Raw genomic sequence first — 19,525 nt, 5'->3', positions numbered from 1 at the left:
GAACCAACGGTTCTCACTACAGACAAAGCACCAGCATTACTTTGCGCATTTAACAAATTAAGAGAACAAGGCTTTTATCTAAATACAACTCATTGTACAATCAAGCATTTGAACAATCTCATTGAACAGGACCATAGGCATGTGAAGCGACGTTTTTCCAAATCCGCAGGATTTCAAAATCTTCGCCACGCTTCCCGTACCCTGAAAGGCATCGAAACCATTCATGCTTTATATAAACGAAACCGAAGCCTTGGCTCAGACTTCCGTTTTTCGACATACAATGAATTACAGGAGCTACTAACAATCGCATAAAATGTACAACTTTTTGTTGGCACCATTTAACTTTAACAAAACTTTGCAACAGAACCNTTCGACATACAATGAATTACAGGAGCTACTAACAATCGCATAAAATGTACAACTTTTTGTTGGCACCATTTAACTTTAACAAAACTTTGCAACAGAACCCTTAGGACGTCCTCCGGTGAACCTTTCAACCTTAAGCAAACAACAAATACATATAATAGAAGAGACTCACTCAAAATGGAATAGTGGAGAAATAACAGCTGTTATGTTTATGGAAATGTTAGAGCTAAGGAAAAACACGTTTTATAAAATAATGAAAGAGTATGAAGAAGCAAAGTAGCATCTCTCCTATGAGAAATGCTACTTTGCCCGGTTGTAAGAACGCTGGTACTACCCCATCATCATCAAGCCAAGATTTTGAAGTACCCCCAAAACGAAATTTTTATCTCTCTACAGTAGTCAATGAAATTTTAGTTCATTTTACCTTTTTTGGATGTTCGTTAACTTTAGGGGGGAGTTTCACAGACTGCTGTTTAATAAGTACGTATGATCAATTCTACTCTTAACCACGATAGTAAAACTAAGCTGCGGGTACATATTTTTCCAATCTTTGTTTATTTTTTTCCATTTTTCGGGATCTTTCCGATGGATAGCTTCCCCTACACCAATTAGGTCAATATTTTCTTTTTTCGTATATTCCAAAAACTCCCCTACTTGTTGCTTTATCTTTCGATTCAACTTTTTTTCCCAATTAGCAATTATTTCAGGTGTAATCTCTTTGACATCTCGATGTACATCCGCAACATTAAAATCAGCGAATATTTCTATAGATATTGAGGGTTTTCCTTTAGAAAATATAGGTTGAATATTTGTATGACAATTTATGTTTTCAAATGTTATATATTTACGTTTACCTTCTTTCAAAGTTTCAACAGCTGATTTTGATTCATTTATTAGGCGAAGATATTCTTTTGTAAAAGAAGCATTAAGAAAGGATACCAGTCGGCCCTTTTTAAACACATATAATCCAGTTGTTTTTATTAGACCTTTTCCTGGTTTACTACCTATGAAAATCGCTGGGATTGTTACTTCTTTATAACTATTTACTAAATCAGAATAAACCGTTTGCAACGTTGTTTTTTTAATCGTACTGGTTTTATTTTGTGATTTCACCAATCCTTTCAAACTGGCAGAGGTTAAGTTTTCTTGAACAACATTACCTTTAAAAACCTCTTCAGCATTCCCAGAAGCGACGAATACTAGTGCAGACTTACGAAAATGTCTTTGGCGATAAAGTATATCCATTTGTTCTTTAAGCCCTTCTTTGGCTATATCTTTCCCGAAAATTATTACACTAGAATGCCCCCAAAAGACCGAACGAGATGATTTCTCTCTCAATTTCCTTGCTGCTTCAAACAAGGTATCTCCTTCTTCACTAAGATGCAACTTTTTCCCCATCAATCCAGTTGGAGCTTGAGAAGAACCCATTATTTTCAAAAACTCAACAGTAAGCTTCACTTTGTGCTTCTTTCCCTTATCAATTGCTGTGGATTGTACTAGCATTACTTCATTTATTTCTTCATGTCCCCAGCAACCTGTTAGTACAATCGTACATAATAGGATATATACCCACTTATACTTGCGAGAATTCATACCAATATCCCCCTAAGATAATCCTCTATGAAGTAATTACTTTATCTCGTTTCAACTTTTGTTTTACTATGGCTACTAGTAAGATGAACAATGGAACCAATGCCTGAAAAATTAAGAAATACATCGCATGTTCAGAATAAAATGTAGACAGATCTACAAACCCATCAACCTTATATCGGGCAGAAACAATATAAACTAACATAATGGGGAGTATAATATATCGACGATCTTTAATAGAAAAAATTTGACATGCGGCTTCAGTGCTCGCCCACAAATACGACGTAATTTTTACAAAGAGACCTGTCATCCAGAAAGAAACGACTAATACATCAAATCGATCAATGATTCCACCAATACTTATGTTAGATATTAAAGAAAATATTGGATAGGTTTGTGTTGCCGTTGTTTCGGCTCCCATTACTAAAACCGAACTTAACACTGTTAATAAGAATAAAAGAACAGTAATCCCCATTCCAGCTATTGTATAAAAAGATGTACGCTTCGTTGTTTTTACATAATTTATCAACATGGAAATACTCATTACATCTCCAAAGAATGTTATGGTAGTAAGAGAATGACTAAGGGGCTTAATAAAGCCATTTTCTAATACAGGAAGTGCATATTCAAAGTGAACCAAATTTAAAGTTAGAAAGAAAATACTTATGTATGTTAAGAGCTGAACTGGAAAAATGACTTCCGAAGCACGTACAAATGTTCCTATTCCACAAAATACCGCATATGCAGCCATAACAATACCGATTATGAGATAGACAAAAATGGGCGTAGTAGGTTCGATGTTGGCCAATAAAAATTCCGCGAATTCACGTAAAACCCATGATCCTAAATCTACGAAATAAAAAAACATCACTACATTAATAATCGCTCCTATAAGCCTCCCAAAAACTTCTTGATTAATTTGGATTAGACTTTTTTTAGGAAAAATCCGTTCAAGCCATACAAATATCATGACATTGAGCATCCCTATTAAACCGGAAAGAATAACGATATACCATCCGTCTCTCCCAGCTCCCTTGCTTACCTCAGCAGGAAGAAAAAAAATAGGTGAAGAGGTCGTTATAAGAGTAATCAAAATCATGAGTTGTCTGTTTGAAATCTGGGATCCTTCCATTTTTCAAGCTCCTTATTCGTATGTGTATTCATTTTATGAAATATAGAGTTCTTTTTACTATTCATCGGCAAGGGACGACGAATCAGCAAGTTCACTACCTGTGAAAAACGAAATGGATTCAGATACGGCACACCAAAGGAATGTAGAGAAGCCAAATGAATAAGAATTAACATGCTCACAAAAACCATTCCTATAAAACCCAAGAATCCCGCAAATATTATAACTACAAATCTAAGCATACGAAGGGCGTACCCAGCATTTTGTGCAGCGAGAGTAAAAGAACAAATTCCTGTTAAAGAAACCACGATAACTGTTACAGGACTAATAATTCCGGCTTGAACCGCTGCTTGTCCCAATACCAGAGCACCTACGATACTAACCGCTTGTCCAGTTTGACGGGGCAAGCGAACCCCTGCCTCTCGTAATATTTCAAATGTAACTTCCATCATCAAAACCTCAACAATAACCGGATATGAAATAGGCTCTCTTCCTTGAGCAATACTCATTAAAAAAGCAGTTGGTAGAAACTCATGATGGAAACTAACGGCTGCAATAAAGAGCCCTGACAAAAACAGCGTAATGAGCCCACAAAACAACCGAGTGATACGCAAAAAAGAAGATATATAATAATGCCAATAGTTATCTTCGCTAGAATGGAAAGTCTGCAGAAAAACGTAAGGAACAAGAACCGCCCAAGGAGAAGCATTAACTAGAATTGCTATCCTTCCTTCTATTAAAGAGTCCACGACTCGATCCGGTCGCTCTGTTGATTCTGTTAAAGGAAAAACGGTTCGTTTATTGTCAGTTATCCATTCCGATATATAATGGCTATCCAATACAGCATCAAATTGGATAGTTTTAATTCTCTTATGCACTTGAGCTAGAATTTCTGGATCTACACTGTCACTTACGGAAACGATGGCTATTTTCTGTTTGCTTATTGAACCTAAGAAAGTATACTCAACTTTCAGTTTGGTTGTAGGTAAATGGAACCGAATCAATGCAATATTTTTTTTCAATGACTCAGTAAAACCATCATGTGGACCTTTTACAGTTACTTCATTATCAGGTTCCGTTATGGAACGTATTTCTATGTCTAATGAGTAAATGGATATTCCTATTTGATTTGAAAATAAAAACACAGTAAATCCATATATTAATTGATCAACAACTTCTTCAATTGTTTTAACCTGAATTATTTTTTCTGTTTTTGACAATTTTTCTAAAACATATTTGTCAGAGGCAAAGTCTGTGGAATTTTGCATTTTTATTTGCATTAGTCTATTGAGTATTGAAGTTGGATTTGCTAAATTTGCTAGATACAAAACAGTGATAAAATGAGTATTTTTTGTATCTTCCTGGTCACCCCACGCTATGTTTTTCACAATTAAGTCGTCCGTATTTTGCATCATTGCTTTGATGGAACGTATATCTACTTCTTGATTACTGATTATATGCCCAGAACGATTATCTTCCATACCCATTCACCTCTTATACATAACATAACCCACTCCATTAAATTATATGCCTTAATGAATAAACACAGTTTTTTTGGGTAAACATTCGAATAATAATGAATCTACGGAGGGCATCATGAAATCTGTTATATACCTACATATAGTCTCTTTTGTTTGGATGATGGTTATGATTTGGTACATTCCTAACAGTTTTATATATTCGAACTATAAACATTTTCCTTGGCGATTTCTAATGGTCAATGGATTAACTCTTGTTCCCATTGCTATATTTATATTTATATTTATTGCAAGTCGATTTTCCTCATTTTCATTCCGAAAAAAATGAGGAAAGAGGAGTGGGAGCTCGGCGCATTTTTGTGGATAAAGCAAGTGGATAACATTTTGATCGTCCTCAGGGTTCCGTTGCAAAGTTTGTAAAAATTTAAAGAGCGTGGATAAGAGTCGTCAAATGTTACGCATTTATGAATAATTTTTGTAATTCTTTGTACGTCGAAAAACCGAAGTCTAGTCGTGAACTGCACCCAAATTATTAGTCACTGCCTAAATGGTCCCCCCTCATTTATCAATACCTGTTTCTGCTTTTTTAAACTTTGCAACAGAACCAAAGAATCTAACCTCTTTTCTCAAGTTCTTTTTCTATTTATATACAATTTATCATTTAAAATTATGAACTCATTCTATTATTTACAACATATTACTTTGACAGGCAAAGTAATATTTCGTATTATGTACTATAAGAGGTGATATATAATGAGTGTTATATCTACAGACTTAATCCGTGGGCATACGGACATGATCATCTTAAATGTTCTTCGTCAAGGTGATAGTTATGGATATGAAATATACAAAAGGATTATTGAATTAAGTGACAATCAATACGAATTAAAGGAAGCCACTTTATATACAGCTTTTCGGCGATTAGAGAAAGAAGGTCACATTTCTTCCTATTGGGGAGATGAAACTCAAGGGGGAAGACGAAAATATTACCACATTACAGAATCTGGTATAAGTTTTTACGAAAATGGTAAAAAAGAGTGGAACATTGCGAAAGAGATTATAGATCTTCTAATTAAAGGAGAGATTACAGATGTTAATGAGAACTAAAAAATTAGATGAAAGAATACAGGAGTACATCGATAAACAGTTTATGGATGTAAAAGGAACACAACAACTATTTGATATGAAAGAAGAGTTGTTTATAAATCTGAGAGAACGAATTTCAGATATGATAAAAGAGGGTTATACAGAAGAAGACGCATTTAAAAAAGGAGTCATTTCAATAGGAGATTTGAGTGACCTGGTGGAAGAAATGCAAGTGTATGGTGAAGATATGGTTCAACAATCGATTGATTCGAAAGAAAAAATGAAAACTTCTACAAAAAGATTAATAGGAGGAATTTTATTATCCATTTTCGGATTATTCGTCTCATTTATAGGGACGATTATAGTTGCTTCATTCCAAATGTTCTGGTTGCTATCGTGTGTCTTCACTCTTCCAGGAATTTTGTTAATTATTTATAGTCTACTTAGAACTGAAACGCGTAATCGTTATGCAATGAGTAAAATTCGTATAAGTGGTTATCTATCAGCTATTGGAATATTATTGTATGGTTTTTGCATATCTACGTTTCTTTTTTTTGCAGGAATAGTGCTTGTTGGAATCGTTCTCTTCATGATATGTATTTTAATTAGTTTGTCTATTCTACTCCCACTTTTCTTCACAAGAAGAAGTCTTAGAAAAAATGAATCTGTAAAATAGGATAGATAGTGCTGTTATACAAATTCTAAGATACAAAGGTTAAAGAATATAAAATTTTATCTTTTTTAAAGGAGAGAACTTTATGAAAATAATTAAATTACCTATTTGGGTTGTCGTGGCAGTTTCGACAATTGTAACAGTATATGTTATTGGCAGCTTAGCTTACATTACCGACCGGATTCAATCAGATAACTTAACCAGGTGTTTAAATGAAAGTGAGCAAGTAGCTACTAAATATTTCAAAGAAAAAGAAAATGTTGAAATTGAAATTAAGTCGCAGCTTGTTACTAGAGGGTTCCTCACTACGTGTGATAAAGGAATTGTAGAAGGGCATGTGAAAGGCAATGAAAATCAGAAAATTAAAGCGACTGTTACCTTTGACGGAATAAAGGTTGAAAAGGTTACAGGAAAAATAGTGAATGAATGAAAAAAAGAATAGAACAATGTATATCTAATACCATGTCTATATTCTTCATTGTTGTACTTACATTTATCTCGTATCTTATTTTCACCCTAGCTTTTATCGGTTAATTCTAATAAAAAAATAACCGATAAATAAAAGTAGATTTATCACCCAAACATTTGTTAAACAAAAAGATCTCCAAGTCATAAAAATGATTTTGAGATCTTTTTGTTTTTGAGAATAAAACCATTAGAATGTTAGGAGTTTTGTTGCAAAGTTTAAAAAGCAGAAACAGGTATTGATAAATGGGGGGAATCATTTAGATAATGACTAATAATTTATGTAATTCTTTGTACGTGAAGCATGATGAAGCATTTGAAATCCTGTGGATTTAGAAAACGTCACTTGATATGTCTATGGTCCTGTTCGATGAGATTTATAAAAAGTGAAAGGAAAACTACAGAAGTCATCGAAGTAGCAAGAGATTCTTTAGTAATTGGAGAAAATGAATAAATAATAAAAAAAGAGAAGTCTGTAATTTTATAGATTTCTCTTTTTTATATGCAATTTATCATTTAAAAACTACGCAAATTATCTCCTAAAGTTACATATTCTCATAGACTCTCAATAACACTTATCAAAAATACATACAAAAAGAGGGGTAAAAATGGTCTATGGATACGCTCGTGTAAGTGCACAAGATCAAAATCTAGATACACAGATCGAACAGCTCATGAAATATGGAATAGATGAAATTATAAAAGAGAAAATAAGTGGAGTAACAAAACAAAAGCCAGAGTTAGACACTATACTTTCAAAACTAACTACTGGGGATACTTTGGTCGTAACTAGAATGGATCGTTTAGGTCGAAATACCATTCAGCTATTACAATTAGTAGAACAACTTCGGGAAAAGGATGTTCACTTTGCGATTTTAAATTTAGGAATAGATACTAGAACTCCAACAGGAAAATTCTTTTTAACTGTCATGGCTGCCTTTAGTGAACTAGATCGAGAAATGATTAGAGAAAAACAACGTGCGGGAATAAAGTTAGCGAAACAAAAAGGAGTGTATAGAGGAAGATTGAAGAAATACACGGATAAGCACCCAGGTATGAATCATGCGATTGAATTAAGGAAGCATACCAATAAAACTGTTAAGGAAATATGCCAAATTACAGGAGTGAGCCAGGCAGCTCTGTATCGTAGATTAAAAGAACTTGAATAAAGTTCTTTTTTTATTTGTAATTAAATCCCAGAGTGGCCCCTCATACCCAGAATCGCTTCCGTACCCCTTGAAGCAAACCACCAAAGAATATGCAATTACGCATATCTAAATAAAGGGAATCAGTATGCGGTATGTGATTAAATTATATTAAAAATTCATTAAAATATATTTAATTTTTTAAATTGGTTAAAACCGTTCTCTTTTTATTATATATACCAAATTGTAACTATTGTAATTACGCAAATGAAATTGAATAGTAATTATAGAAGTATAATATTTCTACTCACATTAATCCGCAATAAATAGATTATTTAATATAATCGACAAAATTCTACTATTTACGCATTAAAAGTTTAATGTTTTAATAAAGGTGTAATTGGTATGACCATTAAGAGAAAGAGAAGATTGTACTAATAAAAGTGCAATAAAGTTGCAAGTAACATCATGTCAAGGGAATTTTCGTAACACTCAGTTAATTAAGTTTGGTAATAATCTAGAATCAAAAAAGCATCACATTTGTACAAAATGGGATTCTACGTCTCTACAAAGCAAAAATGATCTTATTTTATTCCGAGGTGAAAGTATAAGCAATGTACAGTATAATTTCATCTTTTGTAATCTTGTAGGGCTTTCGCTGACAAAACTAAGAGGGATATTATGAAATTACTATCAAAAAAAGTCATGGCAGGGTTAGCGGTAGGAGCAATGGATTTATCTATCTGGGCTCCTGCAAGTCAAGCAGCAACTCCAGAGAAAAATAAATATTTATACTATTCATTTTGAAGCTAATTCAAATATAGGTGATGAAATTTTATTGTTTACTTGTGAAAAACATAGCATTTAAATGAGGGGGAAGTAAGGTCCTTACATTCTACGAGAAGTAAATAATAACGAGAGTTTAACACTCTATCTGAAAGAATTCTCCTTCCTCAAGAGTGTGCAAGAAAAGAGCCTATCGTTAGAGCGTTCAAGATGTATGTATAAGATTCTAAAAAGACAATAGTGAAGAGGTGTACGGAATGAAAAATAAAATAATTAAAGGATTTTTAATAACATCCATTGTTACTGGGGCGACTATTCCTATCAATACTCTTGCAACACCAATCGTTCAAGCAGAAACGCAACAGGAAAACACGGATATTTCTTCATCATTACGAAAATTAGGTGCACAATCGAAATTAATCCAAACATATATAGATCAAGCTTTAATGAGCCCTAATGTACAACTAGAGGAAGTTCCAGCTTTAAATACAAATCAATCCCTAATCAAGCAAGATATGAAAGAATGGTCATCGGAACTTTATCCAAATTTAATTCTATTAAATTCAAAAAGTAAAGGATTTGTAACTAAATTTAATAGCTATTATCCAACATTAAAAGCTTTTGTAGACACTAAAGAAGATAAAGAAGGGTTTTTGGATAGACTAGAAGTTCTTCAAGATATGGCTATGACAAACCAAGAAAACGTACAACGTCAGATTAATGAATTAACAGATCTTAAATTACAGCTTGATAAAAAACTTAAAGATCTCGATACTGATGTGTCAAAAGCGCAGGGTGTCCTAAGTTCAGATGGAACAGGGAAAATAGACCAGTTAAAAAATGAATTACTAAATACCCAAAAATCAATTCAAAATGATTTACAACAAATCGCATTGTTACCAGGAGCTTTAAATGAACAAGGACTTAAGATATTCCAAGAAATCTATAGTCTTTCAAAAGATATCATTGAACCTGCTGCTCAAACAGCGTTGACAGCGTATAACAAAGGAAAGGAAATTAATAACTCTATTTTAGAAGCAGAGAAAAAAGCAGAGCAAGAAGCGAAAGAACAGGGTAAATCTGCTCTAGAGATTGAGTCTGCTAAAAAAGCAGCTCGTGAAGCAATTGAAAAAAGCAGACAAGGTGAAATAACTGCTGCTGCTGCTGCACAAACGAAAGAGTATGACCTTACGAAAGTTATTGACCCTGAAAAAATAAAAAAAGCATATAGTGCCTTCGCTGAAGTAAATAAACTAACAGCAGAGCAACGAGCACATTTAGCTGATTTAGAGACACAAAACCAAAAGTTTTATGAATTAACAAAGAACCTAAAAATAGCAGATTTACAAAAATCAATGCTGCTTATTATGCAAAATGATTTGCATACATTTGCTAATCAAGTGGATGTAGAACTTGACTTACTGAAACGCTATAAAGAAGATTTGGATCTAATCAAAAATAATATTACAAAATTATCTACTAATGTTGATACAACTGACCAGCAGTCTCAAAAAGATACATTAAGACAATTAAAAAATGTAACAAGTTACCTTGAAGAGCAAGTTAATAAATTTTAATATTATGAATTTTTAAAAACACAGAGATTCTAATAATCTATCGGAAAATAGGGAGGAGAATGAATATGAAGAAATTTCCATTTAAAGTGTTGACTTTGGCTACATTGGCAGCGGTTATGACTGCTACTACCGGTAACACTATTCATGCATTTGCACAAGAACAGACCGCCCAAGAACAGAAAGTTGGGAATTATGCATTAGGGCCTGAAGGACTGAAGAAAGCATTGGCTGAAACAGGATCTCATCTTCTTGTAATGGATTTATACGCAAAAACAATGATTAAACAACCGAATGTAAATTTATCCAATATTGATTTAGGCACAGATGGGGGAGAATTAATCAAAAAAATTCACCTTAATCAGGAACTGTCTCGAATCAATGCGAATTATTGGTTAGATACAGGGAAACCGCAGATTCAAAAAACAGCACGTAATATTGTAAATTACGATGAACAATTTAAAAATTATTACGATACATTACTAGATACTGTACAAAAGAAAGATAAGGCAGGACTAAAAGAGGGCATAAATGATTTAATCACTACAATTGATACAAATTCAAAAGAAGTTACAGAAGTAATTAAGATGTTAGAAGCCTTCAAAACAAAACTATATACAAATACTACAGAATTTAAAAATAATGTTGGTGGCCCAGATGGGGAAGGTGGATTAACGGCAATATTAGCGGGAAAAGAAGCAAAGATTCCACAACTTCAATCTGAAATTGAGAAGCTACGTTCTACTCAGAAAGAACATTTTGACAATGTATTAGCATGGTCAATTGGTGGCGGATTAGGAGCAGCCATTTTAGTTATTGGAGCTATTGCAGGAGCGGTAGTAATTGTTGTGACTGGCGGTACAGCAACACCGGCTGTTATTGGTGGCCTTTCGGCTCTCGGTGCAGCTGGTATCGGTTTAGGAACAGCAGCTGGTGTTACGGCGTCTAATCATATGAACTCCTATAACGAAATTTCTAAAAAAATCGGAGAATTAAGTACGCAAGCCGATCTTGCTAAACAAGCAGTTATTTCGCTTACTAACGCGAAAGCAACTTTGACAGAGCTGTATCAGACAGTCGATCAAGCGATACTGTCTCTAACAAATATCAAACAACAATGGGATAAAATGGGATCTAATTATACAGATTTATATGATAATATCGACCAAATGCAAGAACATAAACTCTCTTTAATACCTGATGATTTAAAGGCAGCTAAACAAAGTTGGAATGATATTCATAGAGATGCAGAATTCATTTCGAAAGACATCGCTTTTAAACAAGAATAGAACTTACAATCCAAACCTATATAGGAGGAATATGAAATGATGAAAAAAATCCCTTACAAATTACTCGTTGCATCGGCGCTTTTAACTATGACAACGACTACTGTAGTCTCACCAGTAGCAGCTTTTGCAAGTGAAATTGAACAAACTAACACTGGAGATATGTCTCTTGCGGCAAATGAAACGAAGATGAAAGAAACCTTGAAAAAGGCTGGGTTATTTGCAAAATCTATGAATGCCTATTCTTTTATGTTAATTAAAAATCCAGATGTGAACTTTGAAGGAATTACTATTAATGGGTTTGCAGATTTACCTGGTAAAATTGTACAAGATCAAAAGAATGCAAGAGCACATGCTGTTACATGGGATACGCAAGTAAAAAAACAGCTTTTAGATACATTGACAGGCATTATTGAATACGATACAACATTTGACAATTATTATGAAACAATAGTAGATGCGATTAATACAGGCGATGGAGATACTTTAAAAGAAGGGATTACAGATTTACGAGCTGAAATTCAACAAAACCAAAAGTCTGCAGAAAAATTAATAGATGAATTAATTAAACTAAGAGACGCTATTGCAGGGGATGCTAGAGCATTTAAAGGCAATAAAGAACAGTTGCAGTCGATTTTAAAAAACCAAGGTGCTGATGTTGAGACAGATCAAAAGCGTCTAGATGAAGTTTTAGGATCAGTAAACTATTATAAACAATTAGAATCTGATGGATTTAATGTAATGAAGGGCGCCATTTTGGGCCTACCGATCATTGGCGGTATCATCGTGGGTATAGCAAGAGATAATTTAGGCCAGTTAGAGCCTTTATTAGCAGAATTACGTCAGACTGTAGACAATAAAACAACATTAAATCGTGTAGTTGGAGTTGCCTATAATAATATTGATCAGATGCATAAGGCGCTTGATGATGCTATTAATGCTCTTACCTATATGAAAGACGAATGGACGGATTTAGATAATCAATATGCTGGGGTACTGAAACATATTAACCTGGCATCTGAAAAGGCTGATCAAAATAAATATAAATTCTTAAAACCTAACTTGAATGCAGCTAAAGATAGTTGGAAAACATTACACACAGATGCAGTCACAGTAAAAGAGGGGATAAAAGAATTAAGAGTGGAACCTGTTACTCCACAAAAATAGGGAAATATTAGTTCTGTTGCAAAGTTACCTAAAACATAGAGAATCTATGATTACATTGTTAAATAGTAATACATCAATTAACAATTCCTTATACATCGAAAAGGCGGAGTCTCATTAAAGACTTCGCCTTTCACTTATATAGAAGTTTCATCCAAATAACAAGATAACCGTGCAGTTTTACTTATTTTTAAAAAATTTGCAACAGAACCTGTTAATTGGGGACAGATTATAAAGATTTACTTGATAATATCGACTCTATACAACAACATAGATTCTCTTTAATACTTGATGATGTAAAGGCTGCTAAAGAAAGTTAGAATGATACCCATAAAAGATGCAGAACTCATTTCGAAAGACATCGTTTTTAAAGAAGAATAGAACTGAAAATCAAAACCTATATAGGAGGAATATAAAATGATGAAAAAAATCCCTTACAAATTACTCGCTGTATCGACGTTTTTAACTATGACAACCACTTATGCGATCACACCAGTAGCAGCTTTTGCAAGTGAAATTGAACAAACTAACAATGGAGATATGTCTCTTTCAGCAAATGAAGAACAGATGAAAAAAGCTTTGCAAGATGCTGGGGTATTTGCAAAATCTATGAATGAATATTCGTATTTGCTAATTAATAATCCAGATGTGAGTTTTGAAGGAATTACTATTAATGGGTATGCAGATTTACCTATTAAAATTGTACAAGATCAAAAGAATGCTAGAGCACATGCTGTTACATGGGATACGCAAGTAAAAAAACAGCTTTTAGATACATTGACAGACATTATTGAATACGATACAAAATTTGAAAATTATTATGAAACATTAGTAAAGGCGATCAATACAGGGAATGGAGATACTTTAAAAACAGGGATTACAGATTTACGGGGGAAAATTCAACAAAATCAAAAGTCTGCAAAAGCATTAATAGAAGAATTAACTAAATTAAAAAACGATATTGAAGAAGATGTTAGAACATTTGGAAGCCATAAAGAGACCTTGCAATCGATTTTAAAAAACCAAGGTGCTGATGTGGAGACTGACCAAAAGCGTTTAGATGAAGTTTTAGGACAAGTAAACTATTATAAAAAATTAGAATCTGATGGATTAACAATGGTGAAAATCCCTTTTATTCCCACATTGATTTCTGGTGGTATAATGATAGGTACAGCAAGAGATAATTTAGGTCGCTTAGAGCCTACATTAACAGAATTACGTAAGACTGTAGATTATAAACTAACATTAAATCGTGTAGTTGGAGTTGCGTTTCATAATATTAGTGATATGCATAGTACGATTGATAATGCTATTACTGCTCTTACTTATATGTCCACGCAATGGGCTGATTTAGACTCTCAATATTCGGGAGTACTGGGACATATTGATAAGGCATCTGAAAAAGCGGATCAAAATAAATTTAAATTCCTAAAACCTAACTTGGATGCAGCTAAAGACAGCTGGAAAACATTAAGAACAGATGTTGTCACATTACAAGAAGGGATGAAAATTGCAGAGAAAAAAGAACAGGATCTTATGAATCAGCTTCGTCCATCAAACGTTTTCTACTTTTATAAAAAAATTCATAGTGCATACACATTTGAAATAAAGACTGGAACAAATGCACCAAATGCGTCTTATAAAGTTATGAATTTAACTAAAAACACTGTTCATAATATGTGGAGTGGAGGACCAAATACAAACATGTGGGCTGACTGGCTTTCATTCAATTCAAAAGATGAATTTGCGGTGGTAGCAGTAGTGGATGGGAAAGAATACGTTGTATATAAAGACAAAGTAGAAAATATAATGAACTGAACCCGCAAAGTTAGACAGAAAAATTACGTAGCTATTGGAGATGATACACTTAACTGGACACTAAGTTAAGTGAAAAAGATGATTCAGAGAATTCTGTTGCAAAGTTTTCTACATAAAGCTACACTCTAGAAAACAGGATCTAGGAGAATCAGACATGAGATATTTTAAAGGAAAACAATTCAAGAAAGATATTATTTTAGTAGCTGTCGGCTACTACTGCCGTTTTTCTTTAAGTTATCGCGATGTATCTGAAATCCTGAAAGAACGTGGTATTTCAGTTCACCCAACAACCATCATGCGATGGGTTCATGAATATGGCAGTCTCATCTATCAAATTTGGAAAGCGAAAAATAAATCTGCACGCTTATCTTGGCATTTGGATGAGACTTATATCAAAGTTAAGGGAGAATAGCGTTATCTCTATCGTGCAATTGATAAAGATGGACACACATTGGATATTCAACTTCGTAAAAAACGGGATCATCAGGCTGCCTATGCCTTCATGAAAAGATTAGTAAAACATTTTGGAGAACCAACGGTTCTCACTACAGACAAAGCGCGGGCATTACTTTGCGCATTTAACAAATTAAGAAAACAAGGATTTTATCAAACTATAATCCATTGTACAGTCAAACATTTAAACAATCTTATTGAACAGGATCATAGGCATGTAAAGAAACGTTTTGCCAAATCCGCAGGATTTTAAAATCTTCGTCATGCTTCACGTACGATAAAAGGTATCGAGACCATTCATAGCCTATATAAACAAAGGCGAAGTCTTCAAAGAGACTCCGCCTTTTCAACGTATAATGAACTTCAACAATTACTAGCTACTCCCTAAACATTGTTCCTCAGTTACCAACCTGTTTATGCTTTTTTCAAACTTTGCAACAGAACCAAATAAAACAAAAGGATGTTTAATAACTTTTTTTTCGCTTACACAAAATTTGATAACACTCTATACTTATCGTATTACCCTTGCAATTCAAACGTCTTACAAAGGAATCTGAGAGGTCGTTTTTCGAATTCATAATCATTAATTTGAAGTTCATGCAAAAAAAGGAAAAAGTATCCATTTTTAAACGGATACTTTTCTTATTACTTCTTTAACTTAGTGTAATCTATATTGTCCCGTTAATTGTTCCTCAGCCATCCGAACTAAGCGTTTTGTAATTTCTCCACCGACAGAACCATTTGCACGTGCTGATGTCTCTGGTCCAAGTGTGACTCCTAATTCACGAGCAATTTCATACTTCATTTGCTCAATTGCACTTGCAGCAGCAGAAATAAGAACCTCATTTGTATTATTTTCATGTCTTTGAATATTCATAATTACACCTCCATTATATTTGTATATAACATGTGCTTAATTATGATATTTATACATGAGATAACTATTTTCTTCTAGTATTTTTAGGGGCAACTTGTATCGCCATATTATATTCCACTAATTGAATTTGAAACACATCCTAATCCTTAATACCTAATACATTCATTTCTTCTCTAAATGAACGCCAGGACTCTACTTTTATTGTTTTTTCTCGGCCATTTCTTAAAGTGTAGATCCTTGAGTACTCTATAATTAACCCTCCTCAAACGTTTAAATACACATCAACATCAATAACAACTAATTTTATAGTATAAAGCGTTTCTGACACTTTAAACACTTAATTTACTTCTCCTTTTATAGATAAACCACCTAATAAACGCTACAAGTAGAATGAGGAAAGGTATAGTTTGGATAAACCAAAATCCCTTCCAAAAATCAAACATATCGCTAGTTGGAGAATCTGTCGCCATTCCACCTATAAATAAAGATAATGGACTTATAAACACATTGACCGCGATACCAATCATAATAAAAGAAAGGTTTTTTTCTTTAATCTTCGGTGATTCAGCAATTTTGAATAGAAAAATTGTAATGCAGAGTATAAGAAATAACGATCCATAAAATATGAACATTTCCACAACATCACCCCTGTATAAAATAGATAAAAGTTTCCCTCTAAAAAACACTTCTGCTCTTTAAATATCTAATATCCGATCGGGTTTTTCAAGAAATTTCCTATTATATATATCTTTTTATTCATTGCAACATATCCGCAAAGGAGGTGCCCACATTATTCTTCCGTTTCATATACTTCTCTAAATAGATTTTTGTTGTTTGAATGTTTTCATGTCCCAGCGTTTGCATTAAATGATATAGATCCGCATTTCCTTGTTCAACTGCCATGATAGCAAATGCATGACGGAATGTATGCGCCGTTACTGGATTCTCACGATACTGCAGAAACTCTAAATTTGTCTTTTTTATCATATCTGTTACCTGGTTTGATAACGTTTTTGAATTGTAAAAGTTTCCTCTTTGGTTTACAAATAAAGGACTTTCATCTCCTCGATCCAATACGGTTTGGAACCCTCTTCTCCGTCTCATTTCACAAATACACTGGTACAAATGTTCCGAGATGAAAAGTTCACGCACTTTATCCCCTTTGCCCGTGACTTTTAACCAATACTTTCCGTCATAGTGTAAATCTTTGACTCTTGTTGTACACAATTCTTGAATTCTTGCACCGGTACTTGCTAACGCTAGTAAAATTGTATAGTTTACTACATGCCCTCTTTCTTTATAAAATCCTAAGATTTTCATAACTTCATCATAAGATAAGTCCCGATTTGGCCGATCTTGTTCATTTACATTAGCGCGCTGCAGTTCTTCATGAAGGGGTTTTTCGATATAAGCAAACACATGAAGGTGTTTTAAAAAAGAACGAATGAGTACTGTTTTCTTTGCAAGTGTTGCAATTGCATATGTGTCACCATTCCTACCGTTCTCTACCTGTTTCAACCAGGAATTATATTTACGAATATGCCAAGGCTGCAGTGTTTTCAATAAAGAATCATTTTGCTGTACCTCTTCGCCATTCAATTCAAATTCTTCTGCATGCTGCACCATGCACTGACAAAACGATAAGATTTCAGACACATAACTCTTTTTCGTATCCTCTTTTCTATTCTTCTTCTCATCCATATCTTTTTGCAAATGCACGAAATGATAAATCACTTCAAGGTCACTTAAGTACGTATATTTACTCTTTCCCTCTTTTTCTGCCATCTCCATTTTATGTTCCACCTTATCTACATAACGATTGTTATGTAGGAATGGAACGATATCTCTCATATTCTCTAAATATGTATCTATAAATTCACTTTTATTATTTACAATAGGTAAGTTTTCTATTCTTTTTTTCTTATCCATATTTCAACTTCACCTCTCCTATTGAAGATTATGAATATAAATCTCTTTATTAACTATACTATTCATTTTATTTCACTTATATCAATTATACAAATTAAAATTTATATTCTTTCTGTAAGAACGCTACATTCTTCTGTATTCACTTATACTTATATTTTTTCATAATTTATTAGTAAATAGATAATGATTATTTATATAAAAAACTAATTATAAATTACATCTATTTTTAAATTTCTAAAGTTATATAATTAACGGACAGATATAGTTGTACATATTTATAAAATATAAAGACGTATTTAATTTTTAATAAAACTCATTTCTTATTTTAAATGTAAATAAGATTCTGATATGATATATACATAGTTTAAAAATTAGCAAACAATAGTTAAGGAGGTATCCTTTCATGACACAAGATTTATTGTTTATTACTAAACCTACTGTAACGACAAAAGAGGCAGCCGACTTATTAGGAGTAACCGTACAGACGATTTTAAAGAAAGAAAAAGATGGATTAATAGAATGTGTATATAAAAATAATTGGAAACAATTCGGTAGTAAGATTTTCTATTTGGAGGATATTGAACGCTTAAAAAATAAGGAAGAGGTTAAAGGCCTTAGCACAAAAGAAGCAGCTGAAATTCTCGATGTAGCACCATCTACTGTCTTTACATACATCAAGTCTGGAAAATTACCTGCTTCAAGGATAGAAAAGCTCGGAAAACAAGTGTATGTCATTGATAAAGAAGACCTAGAATCTTTCCAGCTTGATTATGAAAAAACTACAACAAAAGAGCGAAAAACATTCATTACTAAGATTCAAGATGAAGATATATATTTATATCAATTATTAACACATCAATATACCGGAAAAACAGCTAGGGTAATAGAGATCAATGGAGCAGATGGTAAGATTCTTACAGAGGATGAAGAAATTTTCCCATTATCCACTTATAAGGAGCATAATTATTCCTTTGAATCTTTCCAAAAACAAGCTGTAATTACGAAACGAGGGTATTTATCTTTTTCATTTAAAAAACCTCAACTATTTAATTCCATCACTTACAATCTAATAAACTTATTTTATAAAGAGCTTGGTGTCACAAATATACGATTGACTATTACATCAGATACTATCAAATTAGAAATTAAACCCTTCGTATTACAAGTAGATCCATTGCAATTTCAAGAAGAGATTAAATACTTACATTCTCACATGAAATCCGGTACGATACTTCCACATGTAGAAGGGATTTACTTTAAAAGTAATGTAGAGCCATTAACTTTTCATGCAGATCATGAATTTAAACAAAAAGTAGTTCAAATGGCCGCGGATGCTGGTATGGGACAGGAAGAATTCTTATTGCAAGCTGTAAAATCTTATATAACAAATTTAGAGCAGTATTAAATGTGGTTCTGGTGCAAAAACTATAAGATTTATGTAACTAATCTCTGAAACTTGGACATACTGATACTAGTACTCTAAAAAAGGTGTGTGATCGGTATGGAAAAGGAAAATTTATTCAAATGGAAGCATTATCAGCCTGAACTAATCTTATTAACAGTAAGGTGGTACCTACGGTACAATTTGAGCTTCCGTAACCTGGTGAAAATGATGGAGGAAAGAGGATTATCCATTGCTCACACAACGATTATGCGCTGGGTTCATCAATATGGACCTCAATTAGAAGAGAAAGTACGACATCATC

General features: G+C 33.2%; 16 protein-coding genes and 5 pseudogenes. 15 read left to right on the top strand and 6 right to left on the bottom strand.

From position 1 onward, the window contains the following. Together AZF08_RS15735 and AZF08_RS28765 are read left to right on the top strand one after the other, a co-directional pair. A partial coding sequence (locus AZF08_RS15735; protein WP_153019540.1) for a DDE-type integrase/transposase/recombinase occupies positions 1-312 on the top strand: 312 nt, incomplete at its 5' end. A gap of 157 nt (positions 313-469) precedes the next feature. Then, a pseudogene (locus tag AZF08_RS28765) lies at positions 470-646 on the top strand (recombinase family protein); the annotation flags it as partial. A gap of 179 nt (positions 647-825) precedes the next feature. Here AZF08_RS28765 and AZF08_RS15730 read toward each other — a convergent pair. From AZF08_RS15730 to AZF08_RS15720, 3 genes are read right to left on the bottom strand one after another with little or no spacing between them, the layout of a single operon-like run. Beyond that, the gene (locus tag AZF08_RS15730) at positions 826-1,959 is read right to left on the bottom strand and encodes a Ger(x)C family spore germination protein (RefSeq protein ID WP_033678673.1); all 1,134 of its coding nucleotides are present in this window, start codon (positions 1,957-1,959) and stop codon (positions 826-828) included. A 25-nt stretch (positions 1,960-1,984) separates the two neighbouring features. After that, positions 1,985-3,088 (bottom strand): GerAB/ArcD/ProY family transporter, encoded by a 1,104-nt coding sequence (locus AZF08_RS15725; protein WP_033678674.1) that lies wholly within the window; start codon positions 3,086-3,088, stop codon positions 1,985-1,987. Further along, entirely contained in the window at positions 3,052-4,566 is a 1,515-nt protein-coding gene (locus AZF08_RS15720) for a spore germination protein (RefSeq protein WP_051725941.1), read from the bottom strand. The genes AZF08_RS15725 and AZF08_RS15720 overlap by 37 nt, the downstream gene beginning before the upstream one ends. A 750-nt stretch (positions 4,567-5,316) precedes the next feature. Here AZF08_RS15720 and AZF08_RS15710 point away from each other — a divergent pair. From AZF08_RS15710 to AZF08_RS28760, 11 genes and pseudogenes are all read left to right on the top strand, one after another. Continuing rightward, the gene (locus tag AZF08_RS15710) at positions 5,317-5,670 is read left to right on the top strand and encodes a PadR family transcriptional regulator (RefSeq protein WP_033678676.1); all 354 of its coding nucleotides are present in this window, start codon (positions 5,317-5,319) and stop codon (positions 5,668-5,670) included. Further along, positions 5,654-6,325 (top strand): permease prefix domain 1-containing protein, encoded by a 672-nt coding sequence (locus AZF08_RS15705; RefSeq protein WP_235190131.1) that lies wholly within the window; start codon positions 5,654-5,656, stop codon positions 6,323-6,325. Before AZF08_RS15710 ends, AZF08_RS15705 begins: the two co-directional genes overlap by 17 nt. Before the next feature lie 82 nt (positions 6,326-6,407). After that, entirely contained in the window at positions 6,408-6,752 is a 345-nt protein-coding gene (locus AZF08_RS15700; RefSeq protein WP_033678677.1) for a hypothetical protein, read from the top strand. A gap of 643 nt (positions 6,753-7,395) precedes the next feature. Further along, positions 7,396-7,956 carry a recombinase family protein gene (locus tag AZF08_RS15695; RefSeq protein ID WP_033678678.1) on the top strand — a complete coding sequence of 187 codons (561 nt, stop codon included), beginning with the start codon at positions 7,396-7,398 and terminating at the stop codon, positions 7,954-7,956. 657 nt (positions 7,957-8,613) lie between these two features. Continuing rightward, positions 8,614-8,755 (top strand): annotated as a pseudogene (locus AZF08_RS30790) (RICIN domain-containing protein); the annotation flags it as partial. A gap of 220 nt (positions 8,756-8,975) precedes the next feature. After that, complete coding sequence (gene hblC / locus AZF08_RS15690; RefSeq protein ID WP_033678679.1) at positions 8,976-10,295, top strand: hemolysin BL lytic component L2; 1,320 nt, start codon at positions 8,976-8,978, stop codon at positions 10,293-10,295. A gap of 65 nt (positions 10,296-10,360) precedes the next feature. Continuing rightward, positions 10,361-11,581, top strand: coding sequence for a hemolysin BL lytic component L1 (hblD, locus tag AZF08_RS15685; protein ID WP_033678680.1), 1,221 nt, complete (start codon positions 10,361-10,363; stop codon positions 11,579-11,581). Positions 11,582-11,617: 36 nt separating this feature from the next. Next, positions 11,618-12,745 carry a hemolysin BL binding component B gene (gene hblA, locus AZF08_RS15680; protein ID WP_033678682.1) on the top strand — a complete coding sequence of 376 codons (1,128 nt, stop codon included), beginning with the start codon at positions 11,618-11,620 and terminating at the stop codon, positions 12,743-12,745. A 215-nt stretch (positions 12,746-12,960) separates the two neighbouring features. After that, positions 12,961-13,123: pseudogene (locus tag AZF08_RS30785) on the top strand (hemolysin BL lytic component L1); the annotation flags it as partial. A 36-nt stretch (positions 13,124-13,159) separates the two neighbouring features. Beyond that, a complete protein-coding gene (gene hblB, locus AZF08_RS15675; protein ID WP_033678684.1) occupies positions 13,160-14,560 on the top strand; it encodes a hemolysin BL regulatory component HblB in 1,401 nt (466 codons plus the stop codon). 154 nt (positions 14,561-14,714) lie between these two features. Next, positions 14,715-15,401: pseudogene (locus AZF08_RS28760) on the top strand (IS6 family transposase). Positions 15,402-15,671: 270 nt separating this feature from the next. Here AZF08_RS28760 and AZF08_RS15660 read toward each other — a convergent pair. From AZF08_RS15660 to AZF08_RS15650, 3 genes are all read right to left on the bottom strand, one after another. Next, positions 15,672-15,890, bottom strand: coding sequence for an alpha/beta-type small acid-soluble spore protein (locus AZF08_RS15660; RefSeq protein WP_033678686.1), 219 nt, complete (start codon positions 15,888-15,890; stop codon positions 15,672-15,674). A 329-nt stretch (positions 15,891-16,219) separates the two neighbouring features. Then, the gene (locus AZF08_RS15655) at positions 16,220-16,522 is read right to left on the bottom strand and encodes a hypothetical protein (protein ID WP_033678698.1); all 303 of its coding nucleotides are present in this window, start codon (positions 16,520-16,522) and stop codon (positions 16,220-16,222) included. A gap of 124 nt (positions 16,523-16,646) precedes the next feature. Beyond that, positions 16,647-17,819, bottom strand: coding sequence for a tyrosine-type recombinase/integrase (locus AZF08_RS15650; RefSeq protein WP_033678688.1), 1,173 nt, complete (start codon positions 17,817-17,819; stop codon positions 16,647-16,649). Between the two features lie 403 nt (positions 17,820-18,222). Here AZF08_RS15650 and AZF08_RS15645 point away from each other — a divergent pair, with 403 nt between their 5' ends. Next, entirely contained in the window at positions 18,223-19,224 is a 1,002-nt protein-coding gene (locus AZF08_RS15645) for a helix-turn-helix domain-containing protein (RefSeq protein ID WP_033678690.1), read from the top strand. A 96-nt stretch (positions 19,225-19,320) separates the two neighbouring features. Beyond that, positions 19,321-19,525 (top strand): annotated as a pseudogene (locus AZF08_RS15640) (IS6 family transposase); the annotation flags it as partial.

This window comes from Bacillus gaemokensis, from assembly GCF_001590835.1.
In the GTDB taxonomy this organism is placed as follows: domain Bacteria; phylum Bacillota; class Bacilli; order Bacillales; family Bacillaceae_G; genus Bacillus_A; species Bacillus_A gaemokensis.
The sequence above is the reverse complement of the archived record's forward strand: the minus strand, read 5'-3'. Positions and strand labels throughout refer to the sequence as shown.